Source organism: Prosthecobacter sp. SYSU 5D2, from assembly GCF_039655865.1.
GTDB lineage: Bacteria > Verrucomicrobiota > Verrucomicrobiia > Verrucomicrobiales > Verrucomicrobiaceae > Prosthecobacter.
The window spans coordinates 275,058-292,232 of record NZ_JBBYXL010000003.1 but is presented as its reverse complement, the minus strand read 5'-3'; the positions used below and the strand labels follow the sequence as shown (position 1 = coordinate 292,232).

Sequence of the window (17,175 nt, the reverse complement as noted above, 5' to 3'; positions counted from 1 at the left end):
TTTCAATCAATCAACTGTCATTACTCGCCATGAATGCTCTTCGTTCTTCTCATTCGGATCTGGATCGCCGCCGTTTCATGGCGGGCACGGCTAAAAGTTTGTTAGGCGTCGGGCTTCTGCCAGCGGCAGAGCACCTGTTCAGACAAAAGGCGCTGGGTGCCGGGGCCGCTTCGGCCAGCCAGGTGCCGACCGCGCGCAATGTGATTTATTTATACATGACGGGCGGCCAGAGCCATCTGGACACCTGGGATCCCAAGCCGGAGAACAAGGAGGTAATGGGTGCGACAAAGGCCATCAAGACAAAGGCGGACGGCATCCAGATCGGCGAATATCTGCCGCGCATGGCCAGGCAGATGCAGCATGCCTGTGTGATCAATTCCATGGCCACGAACACCGGTGCGCATGAGCAGGCGAACTACTACATGCACACGAGCTTTGGTCTGCGCGGCACGATCCGGCATCCGGGCCTGGGTGCCTGGCTGAGCTTTTATCAGGGGGCGGGGAATCCGTCACTGCCGCCGTATGTTTTCATCGGCAATGACAGCCGCCATCCGGGAGCGGGCTTTTTTGCCAAGAAGCACGGGCCGCTGATGGTGAGCAATCCCGAGGCCGGACTGCAAAATGTGCGCCCGGCCAAAGGGGTGACGGATGAGCGCTTTGCCATGCGCCGGGATCTGGCCTCCGCCATGGATGAGGCCTTCCAGGCGGAATGGCAGACCCGCAATGTGAAGGCCTATGCAGACATGTATGATGATGCGGTGCGGCTGATGAAGAGTGATGACCTGCGCGCCTTTGACCTCACGCAGGAGAGCGAGGCTGTGCGGCAGAGCTATGGCAAGGAGAGCTTCGGCCAGGGCTGCCTGCTGGCCAGGCGGCTGGTGGAGCATGGGGTGCGTTTTGTGGAGGTTTCTCTGGGAAGCTGGGATACCCACACGGCGAATTTTATCAATACGCCGCGCCTCTGTGATGTGCTGGACACGGCGCTGAGCGCGCTGGTGGCGGACCTGAATGCACGCGGCCTGCTGGAAAGCACGCTGATTGTGGTCAGTTCGGAGTTTGGCCGCACGCCGAAGATCAACCAGAATCAAGGACGTGACCACTTTCCGGTATTCAGCTCAGTGCTGATCGGCGGTGGGATCAAGGGCGGGCAGAAGTATGGGGCCACGGACAAGGACGGTGCGGCGGTCACGGAGAACAAAGTGTCCCCGCCGGACCTGAATGCGACGATTGCCTATGCGCTGGGCCTGCCGCTGGAGCAGGTGATTTATTCGCCCACAAAGCGGCCCTTTACCGTGGCAGACAAGGGGCAACCACTGACGCATCTGTTTGCCTGAACAGGGTCAGTTTTTCGCCATTCTGAAGGATGCGATGAGGCTGATGGAGGCGGGCGCAGGCGTGCTGAAATTCCTCGGGCGTGACGGTGTTAAATTCGAACATGTCGTAATGGCAGGGGACGACGAGGCGGGCGCGGCAGGCTTTGGCGAGGGCGGCGGCTTCGGTGCCGTTGAGGTTGCCGGCGACGCGGCGCTCGGGCTTGTTGCCATTGATGGGCAGGAGCATGAGGTCGCACCCGAAAGGGCGGAGGGTTTCGATGAGACCGTCGTGCCAGAGGGTGTCGCCGCTGTGGTAGAGGGTGAAGGGGCCGCAGCGGAGGATGAAGCCGATGTAGTGATGGCGGCCCTGGTCATCAGTCTTGAGGTCGTTATGGGCGGCGGCGACGCCTTCGATGGACCAGTCTTTTTCCTGATGGCGCTGGCCGTGGGTGAGCGGGAGGTAGGTGAAAGGGGCATCGCCGAGGCGGGCCTGGGCATCGGGGATGATGGGGCCGGGAAGGAAGAGCGGGAGTCCGGGATGGGAGTGAGCGATGGGAATGAGGGTTTCGGCGTCGAGGTGGTCCGTGTGGAGGTGGCTGGCGGTGACGAGGGTGAGGCCTGTGAGATGGGCGGGATCCAGGCAGCGGGCGGTCATGCGGACGTGGGGTTTGTCCGTGGTGGCGTATTTTTTCGTCAGGGAATCGGAGAGGTAGGGATCGAAGAGGAAGGAATGGTCTGCCCATTTGATGAGGAACCCGCTCTGGCCGAGCCACCAGAGATCGAGGCGGTTTTGATCCGAAGGGACGCTGGCGATGTCGTGGAGGAGGGGGGCGTCTTGCTGAAGGGGGAGGAGCATGGGGGCGAATGACGAATGACGAATGACGAATGATCCTGCGAGCGGAAACGAATGGCGAAGTGTCTAGTATGCGGGGGATTGGAAAGGGGTAGAGAGACTGGGGGGAGGAAGATTTTTTTAGAAGGGAGAGTGGCTTTTGGGCTTGTTGGAAAGGTGGTTGGGCGGATTCCAGGGGGAATGAAACGAAACGTACGTTTGCCAAAGGCCTGAAACCTGCTAGTCTCCGCGCCCCTTCCCCCATACGCCCTTCTAATGACCCCTCCTTCAAAGATCCGGAACATCGCCATCATCGCCCACGTTGACCACGGTAAAACGACACTTGTGGACTCCCTCCTTCGTGCCAGCGGCAACTTCCGTGAAAACCAGGCCATCGCGGAGCGCGCGATGGACAGCATGGACCTCGAAAGGGAAAAGGGGATCACCATCAAGGCCAAAAACACTTCCGTGCACTGGGGTGAGAACATCATCAACATCGTTGACACACCAGGCCATGCCGACTTCGGCGGCGAAGTGGAGCGCGTGATGAAGATGGTGGACGGCGTGATGCTCGTGGTGGACGCCTATGAAGGCCCGCAGGCGCAGACCCGTTTCGTTTTGAAAAAGGCGATGCAGCAGGGCATCAAGCCGATCGTGTTCATCAACAAGATGGACCGCCCTCACATTAAGCCTGATGAAGTTCATGACAAGGTACTGGAGCTCCTGATGGAGCTGGAAGCCACTGAAGAGCAGTTCAATGCACCTTTCGTTTATGGAAGCGCCCGTGCCCTCTGGGTGAGCGAAACGGCGGAAAGCGAGAAGAAGGACATGACGTTCCTGCTCGAGAAGATCGTGGAGCATATCCCGGCACCAAAAGCGGAACTGGAAGGCAGCTTTGAAATGCTGGTCTCCAACATTGACTGGGACAATTTTGTGGGCCGTGTGGCCATCGGCAAGGTGACCCGTGGCACGGTGAAGATGGGTGACCGGGTGTTCCTTCAGGGCAAGCAGCCTGGTGACAAGCCGACGCCGATCAAGGTGACGAAGGTTTTCCAATACACGACTCTGACGACCAGTGACTCTGTGGAAGGCGGAGCGGGTGACATCGTGGGTATCTCCGGCTTTGAAGATGTGGACATCGGCCAGACGGTGACCGGTGCCGCAGATGCGCCTGCACTGCCTTTTGTGGCGATTGACCCTCCGACGATTGTGATGCAATTCGCGGTGAATGACGGCCCGCTGGCCGGCCGCGAAGGTGACCACGTCACTTCCCGCAAGATCAAGGACCGCCTGGAGCGCGAGCAGAAGATGAACGTGACCCTGTCGGTGAATGATACCGACACGGCGGGTATTTTTGACGTGAGCGCCCGTGGGGCGATGCAGATCGCCGTGCTGGTGGAGCAGATGCGCCGTGAAGGTTTCGAAGTGCTGGTTTCCCGGCCGATGGTCATTACGAAACGTATCAACGACGTGATCTGTGAGCCGTTTGAAACGCTCTACATTGACGTGCCGGATGATTATCTGGGCGGTGTGATGAAGACGATCTCCGAGCGCAAAGGCCGCATCGAAGACATGAACGCCCAGAACGGCCGCACGACGCTGCAGGCTTACATCCCGACGCGTGGTCTGATCGGTTTTGAGTTTGAATTGATGAACTTGACAAGCGGCCACGGCATTCACAGCCACCTGTTCCGCGAATATGCCCCGCACGCTGGTTACATGCAGACCCGCAGCACGGGTACGCTGGTGAGCACGGAGGCGGGTGAAGCCACCTCCTATGCGCTGGATACCATCCAGGAACGCGGCAAGCTTTTTGTCACGGCTGGTGACCTGGTTTATGATGGCATGATCATTGGTGAAAACCCGCGCACGGACGACCTGCCGGTGAACCCATGCCGCAGCAAGCAGCTCACGAACTTCCGTGCAGCGGGCGGTGACAAAGGCATCCAGCTGACCCCTCCGGTGAAGTTTGGCCTGGAGCGCGCCATTGAATACATCGCCCCGGATGAGCTGGTGGAAGCAACGCCGAAGAACATCCGCCTGCGCAAGCGCACGCTGGATTCCAACCAGCGCCAGCGTGAGCGCAAGCGTACCGAGGCTGAGATCGAGTCCGCAGGTTAATGGCGGGAGTGAGGTTTGTCTTGGAGTGCGTCGAAGAAACGGGTAGTTAATCCGTTTTTCCGACGCTTTTCCATGACGCGCACGTCCTCCATACGCGATTTTTCGATTGCCCTGGCGCTGCTGGGGATCTGCGGTTTTTTTGCCGTGGCGGAGCCGAATTTTCTCGGCTCGCGGAACCTGTCATTGCTGATGACGGAGCTGTCCATCACGGCGACGCTGGCGATGGGGATGCTGCTGGTGATTTTGCCGGGGCACATTGATCTGTCCGTGGGGAGCGGACTGGCGCTGCTGAGCGGGATTGCAACGGTTTTGACGACGAAGGCGGGACTGCCTGCGCCAGTGGGGCTGGGGATCGGGCTGGCTGCGGGCCTTCTCATTTGGTGGGGGAAAGGGGTGCTGATTGTGAAGGAGCGCATCCCGGCTTTCATTGTGACACTCGCCGGTTTGCTGGTCTATCGAGGCCTGTTCTGGCTGGTGATCCAAAACCAGACGGTGCCGGTGGTGGCGGGCGGGCAGACGAATGTGTATTCGCTGATCAGCACTTTTTATCTGCCGCCAATGGCGGGGTATGCGCTGGGCATTGGTGTGGTGGCTGTGCTGGCGGTGGCGACGGTGCTTGGACGCAGGCAGCGGCGGGCGAACGGGTTCGAAACAGAGAGCGGCGAGACAGCTTTTATGAAGGTCTTCATCGCGGCCCAGGCGGTGATGCTGTTCGTGATCGTGACGAACCAGTTTCGGGGAATTCCGCTGCCAGCGGTGATTTTTGGAATGGTGGCGCTGGGGGTGTATCTGCTGACGCAGCACACGGCCTTTGGGCGTTATCTCTATGCCATCGGGGGAAATCCGGAGGCGGCGCTGGTCTCCGGTGTGCCGGTGGGGAAGGTGGTCATCGGCGCGTTTGCCATGATGGGGGCGATTGTGGCGGTCACTGGGTTTATGATCACATCCTATACGGGAAACTCGACCACGGACATTGGCGAATGGATGGAGCTGGACGCGGTGGCGGCGTGTGTGATCGGCGGGGTCAGTTTGCGCGGGGGAAGGGGAACGGTGCTGGGGGTGCTGGCGGGGGCTCTGATCATGGCGACGCTGCTCAATGGGATGACGCTGATGTCAGTTTCACCCGAGTACAAGCTGGTGGTACGGGGCAGTGTACTGCTGGCTGCGGTGTGGATGGATGTGCGGCTGGGGCGTCAGTAGGAGGTGCCGGTGATCTCGTTGGCGAAGGTGTTGATGTGCTCGATGACTTCATCGGTCTCCCGGTCTTCGCAGCCGTAGTCCTTGAGGGTTTCCAGCAGGTGGCCGACAAAAAGGGCGAAGTGGCGGCGGGTGATACCTTTGCCATGATGCACGTGGGCAAGGGGGCGGCCGGAGTAGGCAATGGGGCCGCCGAGGGCGCGATTGAAGAACTCGGTCTGCATTTTTTGCAGCCGCTCAATGGAAGAGTCGCGGAAAAAGGGGGCGAGTTCGGGATCGGCGAGGACGCGGATGTAGAAGGCTTCGACGAGGGTTTCAACGCCTGCGGAACCGCCCAGCCGTTCATAGAGGGATTCTTGGGTGTCCATGATCTGGACGATGCGGTAGGTGCGGACGGAAGGCGACTTTTACAAAGGGCGATCTGTGCGCGGGGACTGTGCCAGGATGTTCCAATTTTGTGAACGCGGGCGGAAAGGCGTGCATTGGACATGAAAACTGCACGATGAGGCATGACTAAACTGATCGAATCTGCGTGAGAACGGCGTTGATAATCCTGGACACAGCGAGCATTCATTCCAACCAACCATGTCTTATTCCTCCAATGATTTCGGCACCCCCAGGTCTTTCACAGGCACCTGGGTGGCGACGTTATTGCTGATCGCCGGTTTCATCGCCGGGCTGGTGGCATTTCCACCGATGTATGAAAAACCCGCAGCGGAGGCGGAGACGATGGTGCTGTTTGTGGGCAGGTTCCACCCGATCCTGCTGCACCTGCCCGTGGGCGCGCTGTTGGTGCTATGCCTGATGGAGCTGATGTGCCTGACCAGGAAGGGGGAGGAATCCATGGGGCTTTCGGCTCTGTTTATCCTGTGGATCGGCGCGGCGGGATCGGTGCTGGCGGTGCTGGCGGGGATCATGCTGAGCCGTGAGGGCGGGTATGAGGGGGGCAATTTTACCCTGCACCAGACTTTGGCTCTGGTGGGGACGACGGGGGTGCTGGTGGCGCTGGTGATCCGGCTGCTGGCGATGGGCAAGGGGAGCTTTGACATGCTGCATGGCTACCGGGCGGTGTTTTTCCTGTCGTTTGGCGTGATGGGCTTGGGCGCGCACTTTGGCGGAAACATGTCCCATGGGAGCAAGTTTCTGACCGAACACATGCCGGAACCGATGAAGAGCCAGACGGTGGCGATGGAGAAGTGGATGCTGGGCTTTGTGGAAAAACCGAAGCCGGTGAAGCCTGCGCCGCTGCCTGATCCTGCGCCCGCACCGCTGCCAAATCCGCCGCCTGGACAGGTGCCTGTGGTGACGCCTGCGGCTGGTGAAACGGCGGGCAAGCCCGTGGAGCCGATGACGCCCACAACATCGGATACGGTACCGGTGCAGCCACCTGCTCCGGTATTGGGCGGAATCGCCGAGGCGGCGAAGGAGAAACTGGTGTTCCAGCATGTGATTTTGCCGATCCTGGAAGCGAAGTGCAACCAGTGCCACAATGAAGACAAGTCCAAGGGAGATCTACGAATGGACACCTATGAACTGGCGATGCAGGGCGGCGAGAACGGGGCCAATTTTGTGGCGGGCAAACCTGCAGAAAGCCTGAGCATCCAGCGAATTGACCTGCCGGAGGATGATGACGAGCACATGCCGCCTGAGGGCAAAGAGCAGCTCACGCCAGAAGAAATGATGCTCATCCGCTGGTGGGTGCAGCAGGGGGCCTCGAATACCCTGAAGGTCGCCGAGGCGGAGTTTCCTGCTGAGACGAAGACGGCGGTTGATGCTCTTTTGAAAGGACAGCCGTAATTCCAACGAACTTTCTGCGTTCTATACCACCCACACCATTTACGTATGCGATTCTGTCACTCATTGATCTGCCTTCTGGCGCTGGCATCCTTTGCCACGGCTGCCGACAAACCTGCGCCTGACCCAGCCTTTAAGGCGGTCGTGGACAAGGTGAATGCCACGGGGGCATCGCTGATGCCAGTGGCTGCGGATGGCAAGGCCTACCGGTTTACCGCGCTGAATGTGGCCAAGGATTTTAACGATGCGGGGCTGGCTGCGCTGGCACCTGCGGCGGAAAAGATCACCTCGGTGGATCTGGCCCGCACGAAGGTGACGGATGCCGGGCTGGCTGCGCTGGCACCGATGAAGAACCTGACGGAACTGCATCTGGAGAATACCGGCATCACGGATGCGGGGCTGGATCACCTGAAGGGGCTGGCAGCGCTGGAATACCTGAATTTGTACAACACGAAGGTGACGGATGCCGGGGCGCAGAAGCTGGCCGGACTGACGAAGCTGAAAGCGCTGTATTTGTGGCAGACCGGAGTGACGAAGGCGGGTGTGGCGCAGCTGAAGGCCAAGCTCCCGGGGGCACAGATCAATACCGGCTGGACGGCTGAGGATGATGCGAAGCCGGTGGCTGTGGCGGCAACGCCGGTGGTGGCGGAGGCCAAGCCTGCGGCGAAAGCGGCTCCGGCGGCGGCAAAGCCTGCTGGCAAGCTGGATGCGGCGGTGGCTGCGAAGGCGGTGGTTTATAAAGATGTCATCGCTCCGATCCTGGAAGCGAAATGCGTGAGCTGCCATGGTGCTGAAAAGAAAAAGGGCAAGCTGCAATTGCATGACTTTGCCTCCATCATGAAAGGCGGCAGCGAGGGCGATGTGAATGTGGTGCCGGGCAAACCGGACGAGAGTTTGCTGATCGGCCGCATCAAGCTGCCGGAAGACGATGACGACCACATGCCACCGAGCGATGAGCCGCAGGTGACGAAGGAAGAACTGGCGCTGCTGCGCTGGTGGATCGCCGGTGGTGCCTCGGATACGGTGACGGTGGCTGCGGCAAAACCAACTCCAGAAGTGGAGCCTGCGCTGGCGGTGCTTTTGGGCAAGGAGGCTCCGGCGGCGAAGCCAGCGGCGGTGGCGAAGGCCCCGGCGGCGAAGCCGAAAGCGGCAGCCCCTGTGGCGGCGAAGGGCAAGCTTGACCCGGCGATTGCGGCGAAGGCGGTGATTTATAAGGACGTGATCGCGCCGATCATGGAAGCGAAGTGCGTCAGCTGCCACGGTGCCGAGAAGAAGAAGGGCAAGCTGCAGTTGCATGATTTTGCCTCGATCATGAAGGGCGGCAGCGAGGGCGATGTGAATGTGGTGGTGGGCAAGCCGGAGGAGAGCCTGCTGCTGGAGCGCATCAATCTACCAGTGGATGACGATGACCACATGCCACCGAGCGATGAGCCGCAGGTGACGAAGGAAGAACTGGCTTTGCTGAAGTGGTGGATCGCCAACGGCGCCTCTGAAACGGCGACGGTGGCCTCTGTGAAAGCGACGCCGGATGTGGAGTCTGCTCTGGCTCTGGTTTTGGGCAAAGGTCTGCCAAAAGCTGGCGCTAAGGTGGCCAAGGTGGATGACAGCAAGCCTGCGCCGCTGACGGATGCTGAGAAAAAGCAGGTGGCTGAGATCACCGCGAAGATCCAGGCGCTGAATGCGTCCCTGATGCCGCTGGCGCAGGATACGGAGCAGCTGCGCCTGAGCGTGATCAATGCGACGGACAAGTTTGGGGATGCGGAGCTGGCGCTGCTGGAGCCCATTGCCAAGCATGTGATCTGGGTGGATCTTGCCCGCAGCAAGGTGACGGATGCGGGGGCTGAGACGCTGGCGAAGATGACAGCCCTGGAGCGTCTGCACTTGGAGAACACCAAGATGAGCGATGCCGGTCTGGCCAAAATCGCCACGCTGCAGAAGCTGGAATACCTGAACCTGTATGGCACGAAGACGACGGATGCTGGCATTGCGGCTCTGGCCGGGGCCAAAGGGCTGAAGAAGCTGTTCGTCTGGCAGACGGGTGTGACCAAGGCAGGCGCAACTGCCCTGGAAGGCAAGCTTCCTGGACTGAAAGTGAATGTGGGGCTGAGCGAGGCTGAGATCGCCAAACTGACCGCTCCGCCTCCGGCCGCGCCGCCAGCGCCAGCCCCTGCTCCAGCCCCTGCCAAGAAAGAGGAGCCGAAGAAAGATGCGGCGAAGCCGGAAGCCAAAAAAGTTGAGTCCAAGGCTGAGGCGAAGAAAGCGGATGCACCTCCTGCTGCAAAGCCTGAGGCTGCCAAGAAGGCGGACGCTCCGGCGGCGGAGAAAGCCAAGGCGAAACCTGCCCCGGCAGCCCCAAAAGCAGACTGAGGTCTGTTGGACATTTGAGTCCACCTATTTAAATTGAAAGCCGTGCCTGTGCGATCCAAGGCCGGACGGCTTTCGTTCGTTTATACTACAACCCCATGATTGATTCCACCCCCAGGGTACGCCACGTCCGTTGCGCGCTCGCCATTGCCGCCTGTTCCTCCATGCTTGTCTGCTGTGAGCGGGTGACCGAGCGCATGGAGATCACGCAGACCCGCGAAATCTCCTCCTATGAGGCGAAGCCCAAGCTGAATGCCTATTCGCAGGAGCGGTTTGGCGATGAGCGGCTGCAGTGGGAGACGCCGGAAGGCTGGACGCGGGCGGAGAGAACGCAGATGCGGCCGGTGAACCTGACCTTTGGGCCTAACAATGAGGGTGAATGCTACCTGGCCATGCTACCGGGCGGAGCTGGCGGTGTGCTGGCGAATGTGAACCGCTGGCGCAAGCAGATGGGCCAGCCGGAGATCACCGAAGAGGAGATGGCCAAGCTGCCGCAAAAAACACTGATGGGCATCCAGGGTGTCTTTGTCACAGTGGACGGAGCCTATACCAATGTGGGCGAGACGGAGGCCAGGCCGGACCACCGGATGCTGGGCATCGTGGCGGCTCTGGGAGAGGCGGGTCTGTTTGTGAAAATGGTGGGTCCGAAGGAGCTGGTGGAGGCCAATACACCGGCCTTTGACCAGTTCGTCAGCTCGCTCAGCCTGAGAATGCCGCAACAGTAGTTTTTGGATCTTATTTTTTCATCCCATGTCTGCCCCTCCCACCAGTTTTCCGGCGCGCGTGTTCGCCATTCTTTCGTCCTTTGGACTGGCGATCATTGTGCTCAGCTTTCTGCTGCTCATCACTTTTCTGGGCACGCTGGCCCAGAAGGACATGGGCCTGCTGGACAGCCAGCGGATTTATTTTGATTCGTGGTTCTTGATCCATGACCTGACCATTGGCCGCATGGTGCTGCCGGTGCCGCTGCCGGGCGGCGGTTTGCTGATGGTGCTGCTTTTCATCAATATGCTGTGTGGGGCGGTGATCCGCATGCGCAAGGGTGTGCGGAACATTGGCGTGCTGATTTCACACCTGGCCATTATGTTCATGCTGGTGGCGGGGTTTGTGAGTTTTCTGTACAAGACGGAAGGGGCAATGCCGCTGTTTGAAGGCCAGGCGAGCGATCAGTACCAAAGCTACCATGAGCGCATCATTGAAGTGCGGAAGTTTGATGCCTCCGGCAAGGGGGAGGAGACGGCGATGGTGATCCCGATGAACCATTTTGCGGATCTGGCACCGGGCAAGGCGCGGGAGTTTTTTGGCAAGGACCTGCCGTTTGACCTCCAGGTGACGGGGTATCAGCGCAATGCAAACATCGTCCAGGCGGAAGAAGGGGATGTGGGTGTGATTGATGGATACCGCATCCAGCCAGTGAAACATGCCAAGGAAGATGAGGCGAATGTCACGGCGGTGGAAGTGACCGTGAAGACGAAGGATGGAGCGCCGCAAAAGGCCATCCTATGGGAGGGGGCGTTTGCGCCTTACACGGTGAAGGCGGGGGACGGTTTTTATACGCTGGCGCTGGCGCGGATGAAGTGGAAGCTGCCGTTTGCCATCCGGCTGGAGGATTTCCAGCGTGAGCTGCATCCCGGCACGATGAAGGCGAAGAGGTACACCAGCCATGTGACGAAGATCAAAGACGGCAAGGAGGATCCGATGGTGGTGACGATGAACGTGCCGGTGCGGGATTCGGGTTTTGTGGTTTATCAGGCCAGCTTCAGCACTGGGACGAGCGGTGAGCAGTCAGTGTTTACGGTGGCGAGCAATCCTTCGGACCAATGGCCCTTGTGGAGCTGTGTGGCGGTGGCGTTTGGCCTGACCCTGCATTTCCTGATGCATCTGGTCCGCTTTCTGAGCAGGGCGATGAAGAAGAAGCCCCAGCCTGCTGTGGTCTAACTATTAATTGTATCATGAAAAATTTTCTTTTTGTCATCGCGTTAATGACCGGGCTGCTGAATGCGCAGCAGCCGGAGACAACCCCTGTGGCTGCTCCTGTGGCAGCGGCTGCATCTTCAACAGGGGAGGCGGCGGCGCTGCCGGCTCCGAAGGTGTTTTTGGACTCGGAGGTGGTGGCTTTGTTTCAGTCGCTGCCGGTGCAGGAAGGCGGACGGGTGAAGCCGCTGGATACGTATGCGCGCTTCCTTTTGCTCCGCCTGCACGGTAAGCAGAGCATGAAAGTGGACCATCCCAAGCTGCCGGATGTGAAAAAGCTGAAGGCGATTGAGTGGCTGCTGCTGAGCTGGTTCCGGCCGGATATCGCGCGGGATCTGCCGCTGTTTGTGGTGGACAATTCCCAGGCGGTCGGGGAGATCAATGTGGATCCGAAGGATCTGCGTGACCGGTATTCCTGGAATGAGATTGTGAAGGGCAAGGAGGAACTGATCAAACGGGCGCAGAGCTACAGCGAGATCGAAAGCGCGGACCGCACCGGGGTGCAGCGCAATGTGATTGACCTGGCGCGGAATTTTTTCGACTACGATGCGGTGAGTGATTTCATGACGGCGGCGCGGACGGACTGGAAGAAGGAAGTCGCCGCCATCCTGCCTGCGGATGCAGCCCGGGAACTGACGGGGGAAGTGGATCTGACGGTGTGGGATCTGGCGACCCGGCTGGGGCCGATGATCCGTGACCAAAGGCTGCAGGCGATGGGCCAGGATGTGGCCGGAAAGATCCTGGAACTGTTCATCAACACGACACTGAGGCCGGGCAAGACGCTGGCCTTTATCCCGCCTGAGGATGTGGAGAACGATACCTGGATGACGGTGGAGCAGACCATCACGGCGCTGATGCAGGGCTCTTTGTCAGAGGGGGATCTGCGCCTCTCCAGTGGCAAGGATGCAGTGTATGCGGCCAGCCTGAAGCCGGAAGGTTTTAAAACGGCGGTGAAGACCTTTGTGGACGATGTACGTGCGCAGGCGGAGAAGCGGGATGAACTGAAGCATATTGACCGTGAGGTGAGCTATCATAAGAAGGACTATTTCACGAATGCGCTGGTCTGGTATCTGCTGGGCTTTTTGGTGGGGCTGGCCGGGCTGGTGGCACCCAATACGGGCTGGGCCAAATGGGCGGCACGGATCTCGTGGGTGACTCTTATCCTGGCGGTGGGCTACAACGTCTGGGGCATCACGGTGCGCTGTATCATCAATGAGCGGCCGCCGATTGCGACGCTGTATGAGACGATCCTTTTCATTACCGGGTCCATGGCCATTGTGGGTCTGTTTATCGAGCGGGTGACGAAGCAGGGCATCGGCCTGGTGGTGGCGGGTTTTCTGGGCGCGCTGGGGATGTTTCTTTCCAACCGCTTCATGGCGCTGGACGGACAGGACACGATGCCGACGCTGGAAGCGGTGCTGATCACCAACTTCTGGCTGGCCACGCATGTGACCATTATCAATATTGGTTATGCCGGGGCGATGCTGGGATCGGTGGTGTCCATGGTGTATGTGATCTACCGCTTCCTGGCCAAAGGGGAGAAGGCGGTGGAATTCCGCCGGCTGCTGACCCGCATCACTTATGGCATCGTCTGCTTTGGCCTGCTGTTTGCCCTGGTTGGGACGGTGCTCGGGGGGATCTGGGCGAATGACAGCTGGGGCCGGTTCTGGGGCTGGGACCCGAAGGAAAACGGGGCGCTGATGATTGTGCTCATGGGCCTGATCATCCTGCATGCACGCATGGGCGGCTACATCCGCGAGATCGGCCTGCATGCGCTGTCGCTGATTTTGGGAGCCATCACCTTGTTTAGCTGGTTTGGTGTGAACCAGCTCAGCATCGGGCTGCACAGCTATGGTTTCACCGCCGGGATTACGATGGCGCTGAATACGGGCTACAGCATCAAGGGCCTCTTTGCCCTGGCCTGCCTGTGGTTCTGGTGGCAGGAGCGCAGCGCGAAGAAAGCGCGCGCGGCCTGATTGCAGAAACGTATTCCGTTATCCCCTCTATCGCCATGAACATTCCCCTCGAAGATCTTTTCAATGATGTCATCGGCAAGGCCCAGCGCGGGCTTGGGCTGAGCAATGAAAGCCTGGCCGACAAGGTGGGGGTGAGTGCGGCCTCCGTGGAGGCGACAAAGGAAGGTGCGACGGATACCTCCATCTTGATGAAGCTGGCGGCGGGGCTGGGGCTGCATGGGCCGTCGCTGGCGGAGATGTCCGACCAGGCGTGGTATCCTGAACCGGTGGAGGTGGACGGACTGGCGCAGTTTAACACACCGTTTCATGACATGACGGTGAATGCCTATCTGGTGTGGAATCCGGCGACGAAAGAGGCGGCGGCTTTTGATACGGGTGCGAGTGCGCAGCCGATGCTGGACAAGATCCGCTCGCTGGAGCTGAAGCTGAGGTATCTTTTCCTGACGCATACGCATCCGGATCATGTGGCGGACATTGGGAGCTTGCAGGCGCCGTTTGTGCTCATCAGCGAACTGGAGCCGCATCCGGAGGCACAGTCTTTTGCACCGGGGACCCAATGGAAGCTGGGCGGGCTGACGATCAGCACCCGGGTGACGACGGGGCATTCCAAAGGGGCGACGACTTATGTGATCGAGGGGCTGGCGAAGCCGGTGGCGATTGTGGGTGATGCAATCTTTGCCAGCTCGATGGGCGGTGGGATGGTTTCGTATGAGGAGGCCCTGGCGACGAACCGGGCGCAGATTTTTACGCTGGCGGATGAGACGGTGCTGTGCCCTGGGCATGGGCCGATGACGACGGTGGGCGAGGAGAAGCGGCACAATCCGTTTTATCCGGAGTTTAAGTGAATGGGGGGAAGGATGATTGAAAGAAAGGAATGGAGTGGAGTGAGGTCGTTTGGGTGGATCGCATCACTCGGAGAGTGATGGGTACTGTACTGCAAGTTTGCTCTCGACTCGACGTTGGAGAGTGGCTACACCAAGTAACCATGAAGAAACTTATTGCTCCCCTTTTGACGGTCGCGCTCGCTGCGGGTCTCTTTTTTGCCCGGGCTGCGGATCCAGCAGCAAAGCCGCTGCGCGTGCTGATTGTGGCCGGCGGCTGCTGCCATGATTATGAAAACCAGCAGGCCATCCTGAAGGAAGGCATTGAAGCCCGCCTTAATGCGGTGGTGGATGTGGCCTTCAATCCGGACAAGACGACCAAGGCCACCTTTGAAATCTACAAGGCCAAGGACTGGGCAAAGGACTTTGACGTCATCATTCATGACGAGTGCTCTGCTGATGTAACGGACCCGGCCTATGTGTCCAATATCCTGGATGCGCACAAAGAGGGTGTGCCGGCGGTTAACCTGCACTGCGCGATGCACAGCTACCGCTGGGGCAACTTCAAGGAGCCGGTGACAGCCGGGGCGGACAATGCGGGCTGGTATGAGTTCATCGGTATCCAGTCCACGAGCCATGGCCCGCAGTCACCCATTGACATCTCTTTTACGGATGCTGCACACCCGCTGACCAAGGGTCTGGAGAACTGGACAACGGTGAATGAAGAGCTTTACAACAACCTGCAGATGCTGGGCGCCAAGCCGCTGGCCAGCGGCAAACAGATGCAGATGCCGAGGGTGAAGAAGGGCCAGAAGCAGGACCCGAATGCAACGGCGACGGAAGCTAATGCGGTGGTGGCCTGGACGAATGAATACGGTCCGAAGAAGACGCGCATCTTCAGCACGACGCTGGGCCATAACAATGAGACGGTGGCGGACGGACGTTATCTGGACCTGATCACCCGGGCGCTGCTGTGGACCACGGGGCGGCTGGGTGAGGATGGCAAGCCTGCGGCTGGATCTACCAAGTGAGGCGGGTGTGAATCACCTCATCAGATTGAATTGGGGGCACCAGTGATGGTGCCCTTTTTTCATCAATGCCTGTTCCTTGGTTTCGGATGAGATGAAGACAAGGAACAAGACAAGGATGAAGATATTTCAAGCAGGATCGCGGGTGTAGCTGCCATCCAGGAGGCGCATTGACTTGGCGGGGTTGGCGTTCTGGAGCGGCTCGGGCAGGCAGTCGTCGGGGAAGCCCTGATAGCAGACGGGACGGACGAAGCGGTAGATGCTGGAGGTGCCGATGCTGGTGAAGAAGCTGTGGCTGGCGGCAGGGTAGGGGCCGCCATGATGCATGGAGGGGCAGGGCTCGATACCGGTGCCGAAGCCGTTGAAGATGATGCGGCCGACTTTCCGCTCCAGCACGCGGATGAGCGGAGCATACTCGCGGAGGTCATCGGCGGTGCCATGGACGGCGGCGGTGAGCTGGCCTTCGAGGTTGCGGGCAAAGTTCAGCATGTCTTCCATCGTGGGGCACTGGGCGATGATGGAGCAGGGGCCGAAGACTTCACGACGCAACTCTTCGTTAGACTCCAATACATCCAGCGTGGTGGTGTAAATGCGGCAGGGGGCCTGGGTGGCATCGCTGTTGGCTTCCGTGCAGGACTGGCCGGCGAGCTGGAGGCCTTTGATGGTGGACCAGACGGCGGTGCCGGCTTCGTAACTTTCGCAGATGCCGCGATGTAGCATGGATTGCGGAGCTGCTTTCTGGGCAAACTCGCCAGCGCTTTCGACAAAACTGGATAGGTCTGAGCCTTGGAGGCCGAGAACGATGGCGGGATTGGTGCAGAACTGGCCAACGCCCATGGTGACGGAGCCGACGTAGTTTTCGGCAAGCTTGGCTTTGTTTTCCTGGATGGCACCGGGGAGGATAAAGACGGGATTGATGGAACCCATTTCACCATAGAAGGGGATGGGGGTGGGCCGGGCGGCGGCAACATCCATGAGGGCACGGCCTCCACGCAGGGAACCGGTGAAGGCGACGGCCTGGGTGAGGGGATGCTTGACAAGCTCGATACCAATCTCGGTGCCACGGCCATGAAGCATGGAGAAGCAGGCATCGGGCAGTTTGGTCTGGCGTAGGGCTTTGAAGACGGCGTGGGCCAGCAGCTCACAGGTGCCCGGGTGGGCAGGGTGGGCTTTGACGACGACGGGGCAGCCTGCGGCGAGGGCGCAGACAGTGTCCGTGCCGACGACACCGATGGCGAAGGGGAAGTTGCTGGCACCGAAAACGACGACGGGGCCGACGGGCAGGAGCACTCGGCGGACATCGGGCTTGGGCAGAGGCTGGCGGTCGGGCTGGGCGCGGTCAATGCTGGCCTCGGCCCAGGAACCTTCGCGGAGCAGCGCGGCGAACATTTTGCACTGGTTCATGGCGCGGCCACGCTCACCGGTGAGGCGGGCCATGGGAAGACCTGTCTCGGCATGAGCGCGTTCAAGGAGGGCATCGCCCAGGGCGAGGATTTCAGCGGCCAGGGTATCGAGGAACTGGGCACGGGTTTCAGGAGTGGCACCGCGCAGGGCATCGAAGGCTCCGTCGGCTGCGCGGAGGGCTTCATCTGCGTGGGCAGGGGTGGCATCGCAGAAGGCGGGCTCCAGGCGCTCGCTGGTGGCGGGATTGACGGCGTGGAAAGGGGCGTGGTCGCAAGGGGCTTCGCGTCCGGCGATGAATTGGTGGCCTGTGATCATGGTGGGGGAAGGGAGTATTCGGTTTACAGTGTTCAG

13 protein-coding genes are annotated in these 17,175 nt (G+C 60.0%); 10 read left to right on the top strand and 3 right to left on the bottom strand.

The genetic code is table 11. The features are described 5' to 3' along the window. The first annotated feature begins 29 nt into the window (after window positions 1–29). Window positions 30–1,334 carry a DUF1501 domain-containing protein gene (locus WJU23_RS06260; protein WP_346331685.1) on the top strand — a complete coding sequence of 435 codons (1,305 nt, stop codon included), beginning with the start codon at window positions 30–32 and terminating at the stop codon, window positions 1,332–1,334. Here the strand turns inward: WJU23_RS06260 and WJU23_RS06255 are convergent. Next, entirely contained in the window at window positions 1,288–2,169 is an 882-nt protein-coding gene (locus WJU23_RS06255; protein WP_346331684.1) for an MBL fold metallo-hydrolase, read from the bottom strand. The two genes, WJU23_RS06260 and WJU23_RS06255, sit on opposite strands and share 47 nt — an antisense overlap. Before the next feature lie 252 nt (window positions 2,170–2,421). On the opposite strand from WJU23_RS06255, the gene typA reads away from it, so the two are divergent. Together typA and WJU23_RS06245 are read left to right on the top strand one after the other, a co-directional pair. Next, on the top strand, window positions 2,422–4,266 hold the full coding sequence (typA, locus tag WJU23_RS06250; RefSeq protein ID WP_346331683.1) for a translational GTPase TypA: 1,845 nt from the start codon (window positions 2,422–2,424) through the stop codon (window positions 4,264–4,266). A 72-nt stretch (window positions 4,267–4,338) separates the two neighbouring features. Continuing rightward, entirely contained in the window at window positions 4,339–5,466 is a 1,128-nt protein-coding gene (locus WJU23_RS06245) for an ATPase (protein WP_346331682.1), read from the top strand. On the opposite strand, the gene WJU23_RS06240 is transcribed toward WJU23_RS06245, so the two are convergent. Further along, the gene (locus WJU23_RS06240) at window positions 5,460–5,831 is read right to left on the bottom strand and encodes a group 1 truncated hemoglobin (RefSeq protein WP_346331681.1); all 372 of its coding nucleotides are present in this window, start codon (window positions 5,829–5,831) and stop codon (window positions 5,460–5,462) included. The two genes, WJU23_RS06245 and WJU23_RS06240, sit on opposite strands and share 7 nt — an antisense overlap. Before the next feature lie 217 nt (window positions 5,832–6,048). Between WJU23_RS06240 and WJU23_RS06235 the strand changes: the two genes are divergently transcribed. The 7 genes from WJU23_RS06235 (at window position 6,049) to WJU23_RS06205 (ending at window position 15,423) form a co-directional block, all read left to right on the top strand. Continuing rightward, window positions 6,049–7,260: a c-type cytochrome domain-containing protein gene (locus tag WJU23_RS06235; protein WP_346331680.1), complete on the top strand. Its 1,212-nt coding sequence runs from the start codon at window positions 6,049–6,051 to the stop codon at window positions 7,258–7,260. A 45-nt stretch (window positions 7,261–7,305) separates the two neighbouring features. Then, window positions 7,306–9,624, top strand: coding sequence for a c-type cytochrome domain-containing protein (locus WJU23_RS06230; protein WP_346331679.1), 2,319 nt, complete (start codon window positions 7,306–7,308; stop codon window positions 9,622–9,624). Between the two features lie 95 nt (window positions 9,625–9,719). Beyond that, entirely contained in the window at window positions 9,720–10,346 is a 627-nt protein-coding gene (locus WJU23_RS06225; RefSeq protein WP_346331678.1) for a hypothetical protein, read from the top strand. Window positions 10,347–10,371: 25 nt separating this feature from the next. Then, the gene (locus WJU23_RS06220; protein ID WP_346331677.1) at window positions 10,372–11,559 is read left to right on the top strand and encodes a cytochrome c biogenesis protein ResB; all 1,188 of its coding nucleotides are present in this window, start codon (window positions 10,372–10,374) and stop codon (window positions 11,557–11,559) included. Between the two features lie 14 nt (window positions 11,560–11,573). Beyond that, window positions 11,574–13,571: a cytochrome c biogenesis protein CcsA gene (gene ccsA / locus WJU23_RS06215; RefSeq protein ID WP_346331676.1), complete on the top strand. Its 1,998-nt coding sequence runs from the start codon at window positions 11,574–11,576 to the stop codon at window positions 13,569–13,571. 35 nt (window positions 13,572–13,606) lie between these two features. Next, window positions 13,607–14,416: an MBL fold metallo-hydrolase gene (locus WJU23_RS06210; RefSeq protein WP_346331675.1), complete on the top strand. Its 810-nt coding sequence runs from the start codon at window positions 13,607–13,609 to the stop codon at window positions 14,414–14,416. 140 nt (window positions 14,417–14,556) lie between these two features. After that, window positions 14,557–15,423 (top strand): ThuA domain-containing protein, encoded by an 867-nt coding sequence (locus tag WJU23_RS06205; protein WP_346331674.1) that lies wholly within the window; start codon window positions 14,557–14,559, stop codon window positions 15,421–15,423. Window positions 15,424–15,549: 126 nt separating this feature from the next. Here the strand turns inward: WJU23_RS06205 and WJU23_RS06200 are convergent, their stop codons facing one another. Further along, the gene (locus WJU23_RS06200; RefSeq protein WP_346331673.1) at window positions 15,550–17,139 is read right to left on the bottom strand and encodes an aldehyde dehydrogenase (NADP(+)); all 1,590 of its coding nucleotides are present in this window, start codon (window positions 17,137–17,139) and stop codon (window positions 15,550–15,552) included. Window positions 17,140–17,175: the final 36 nt, after the last annotated feature.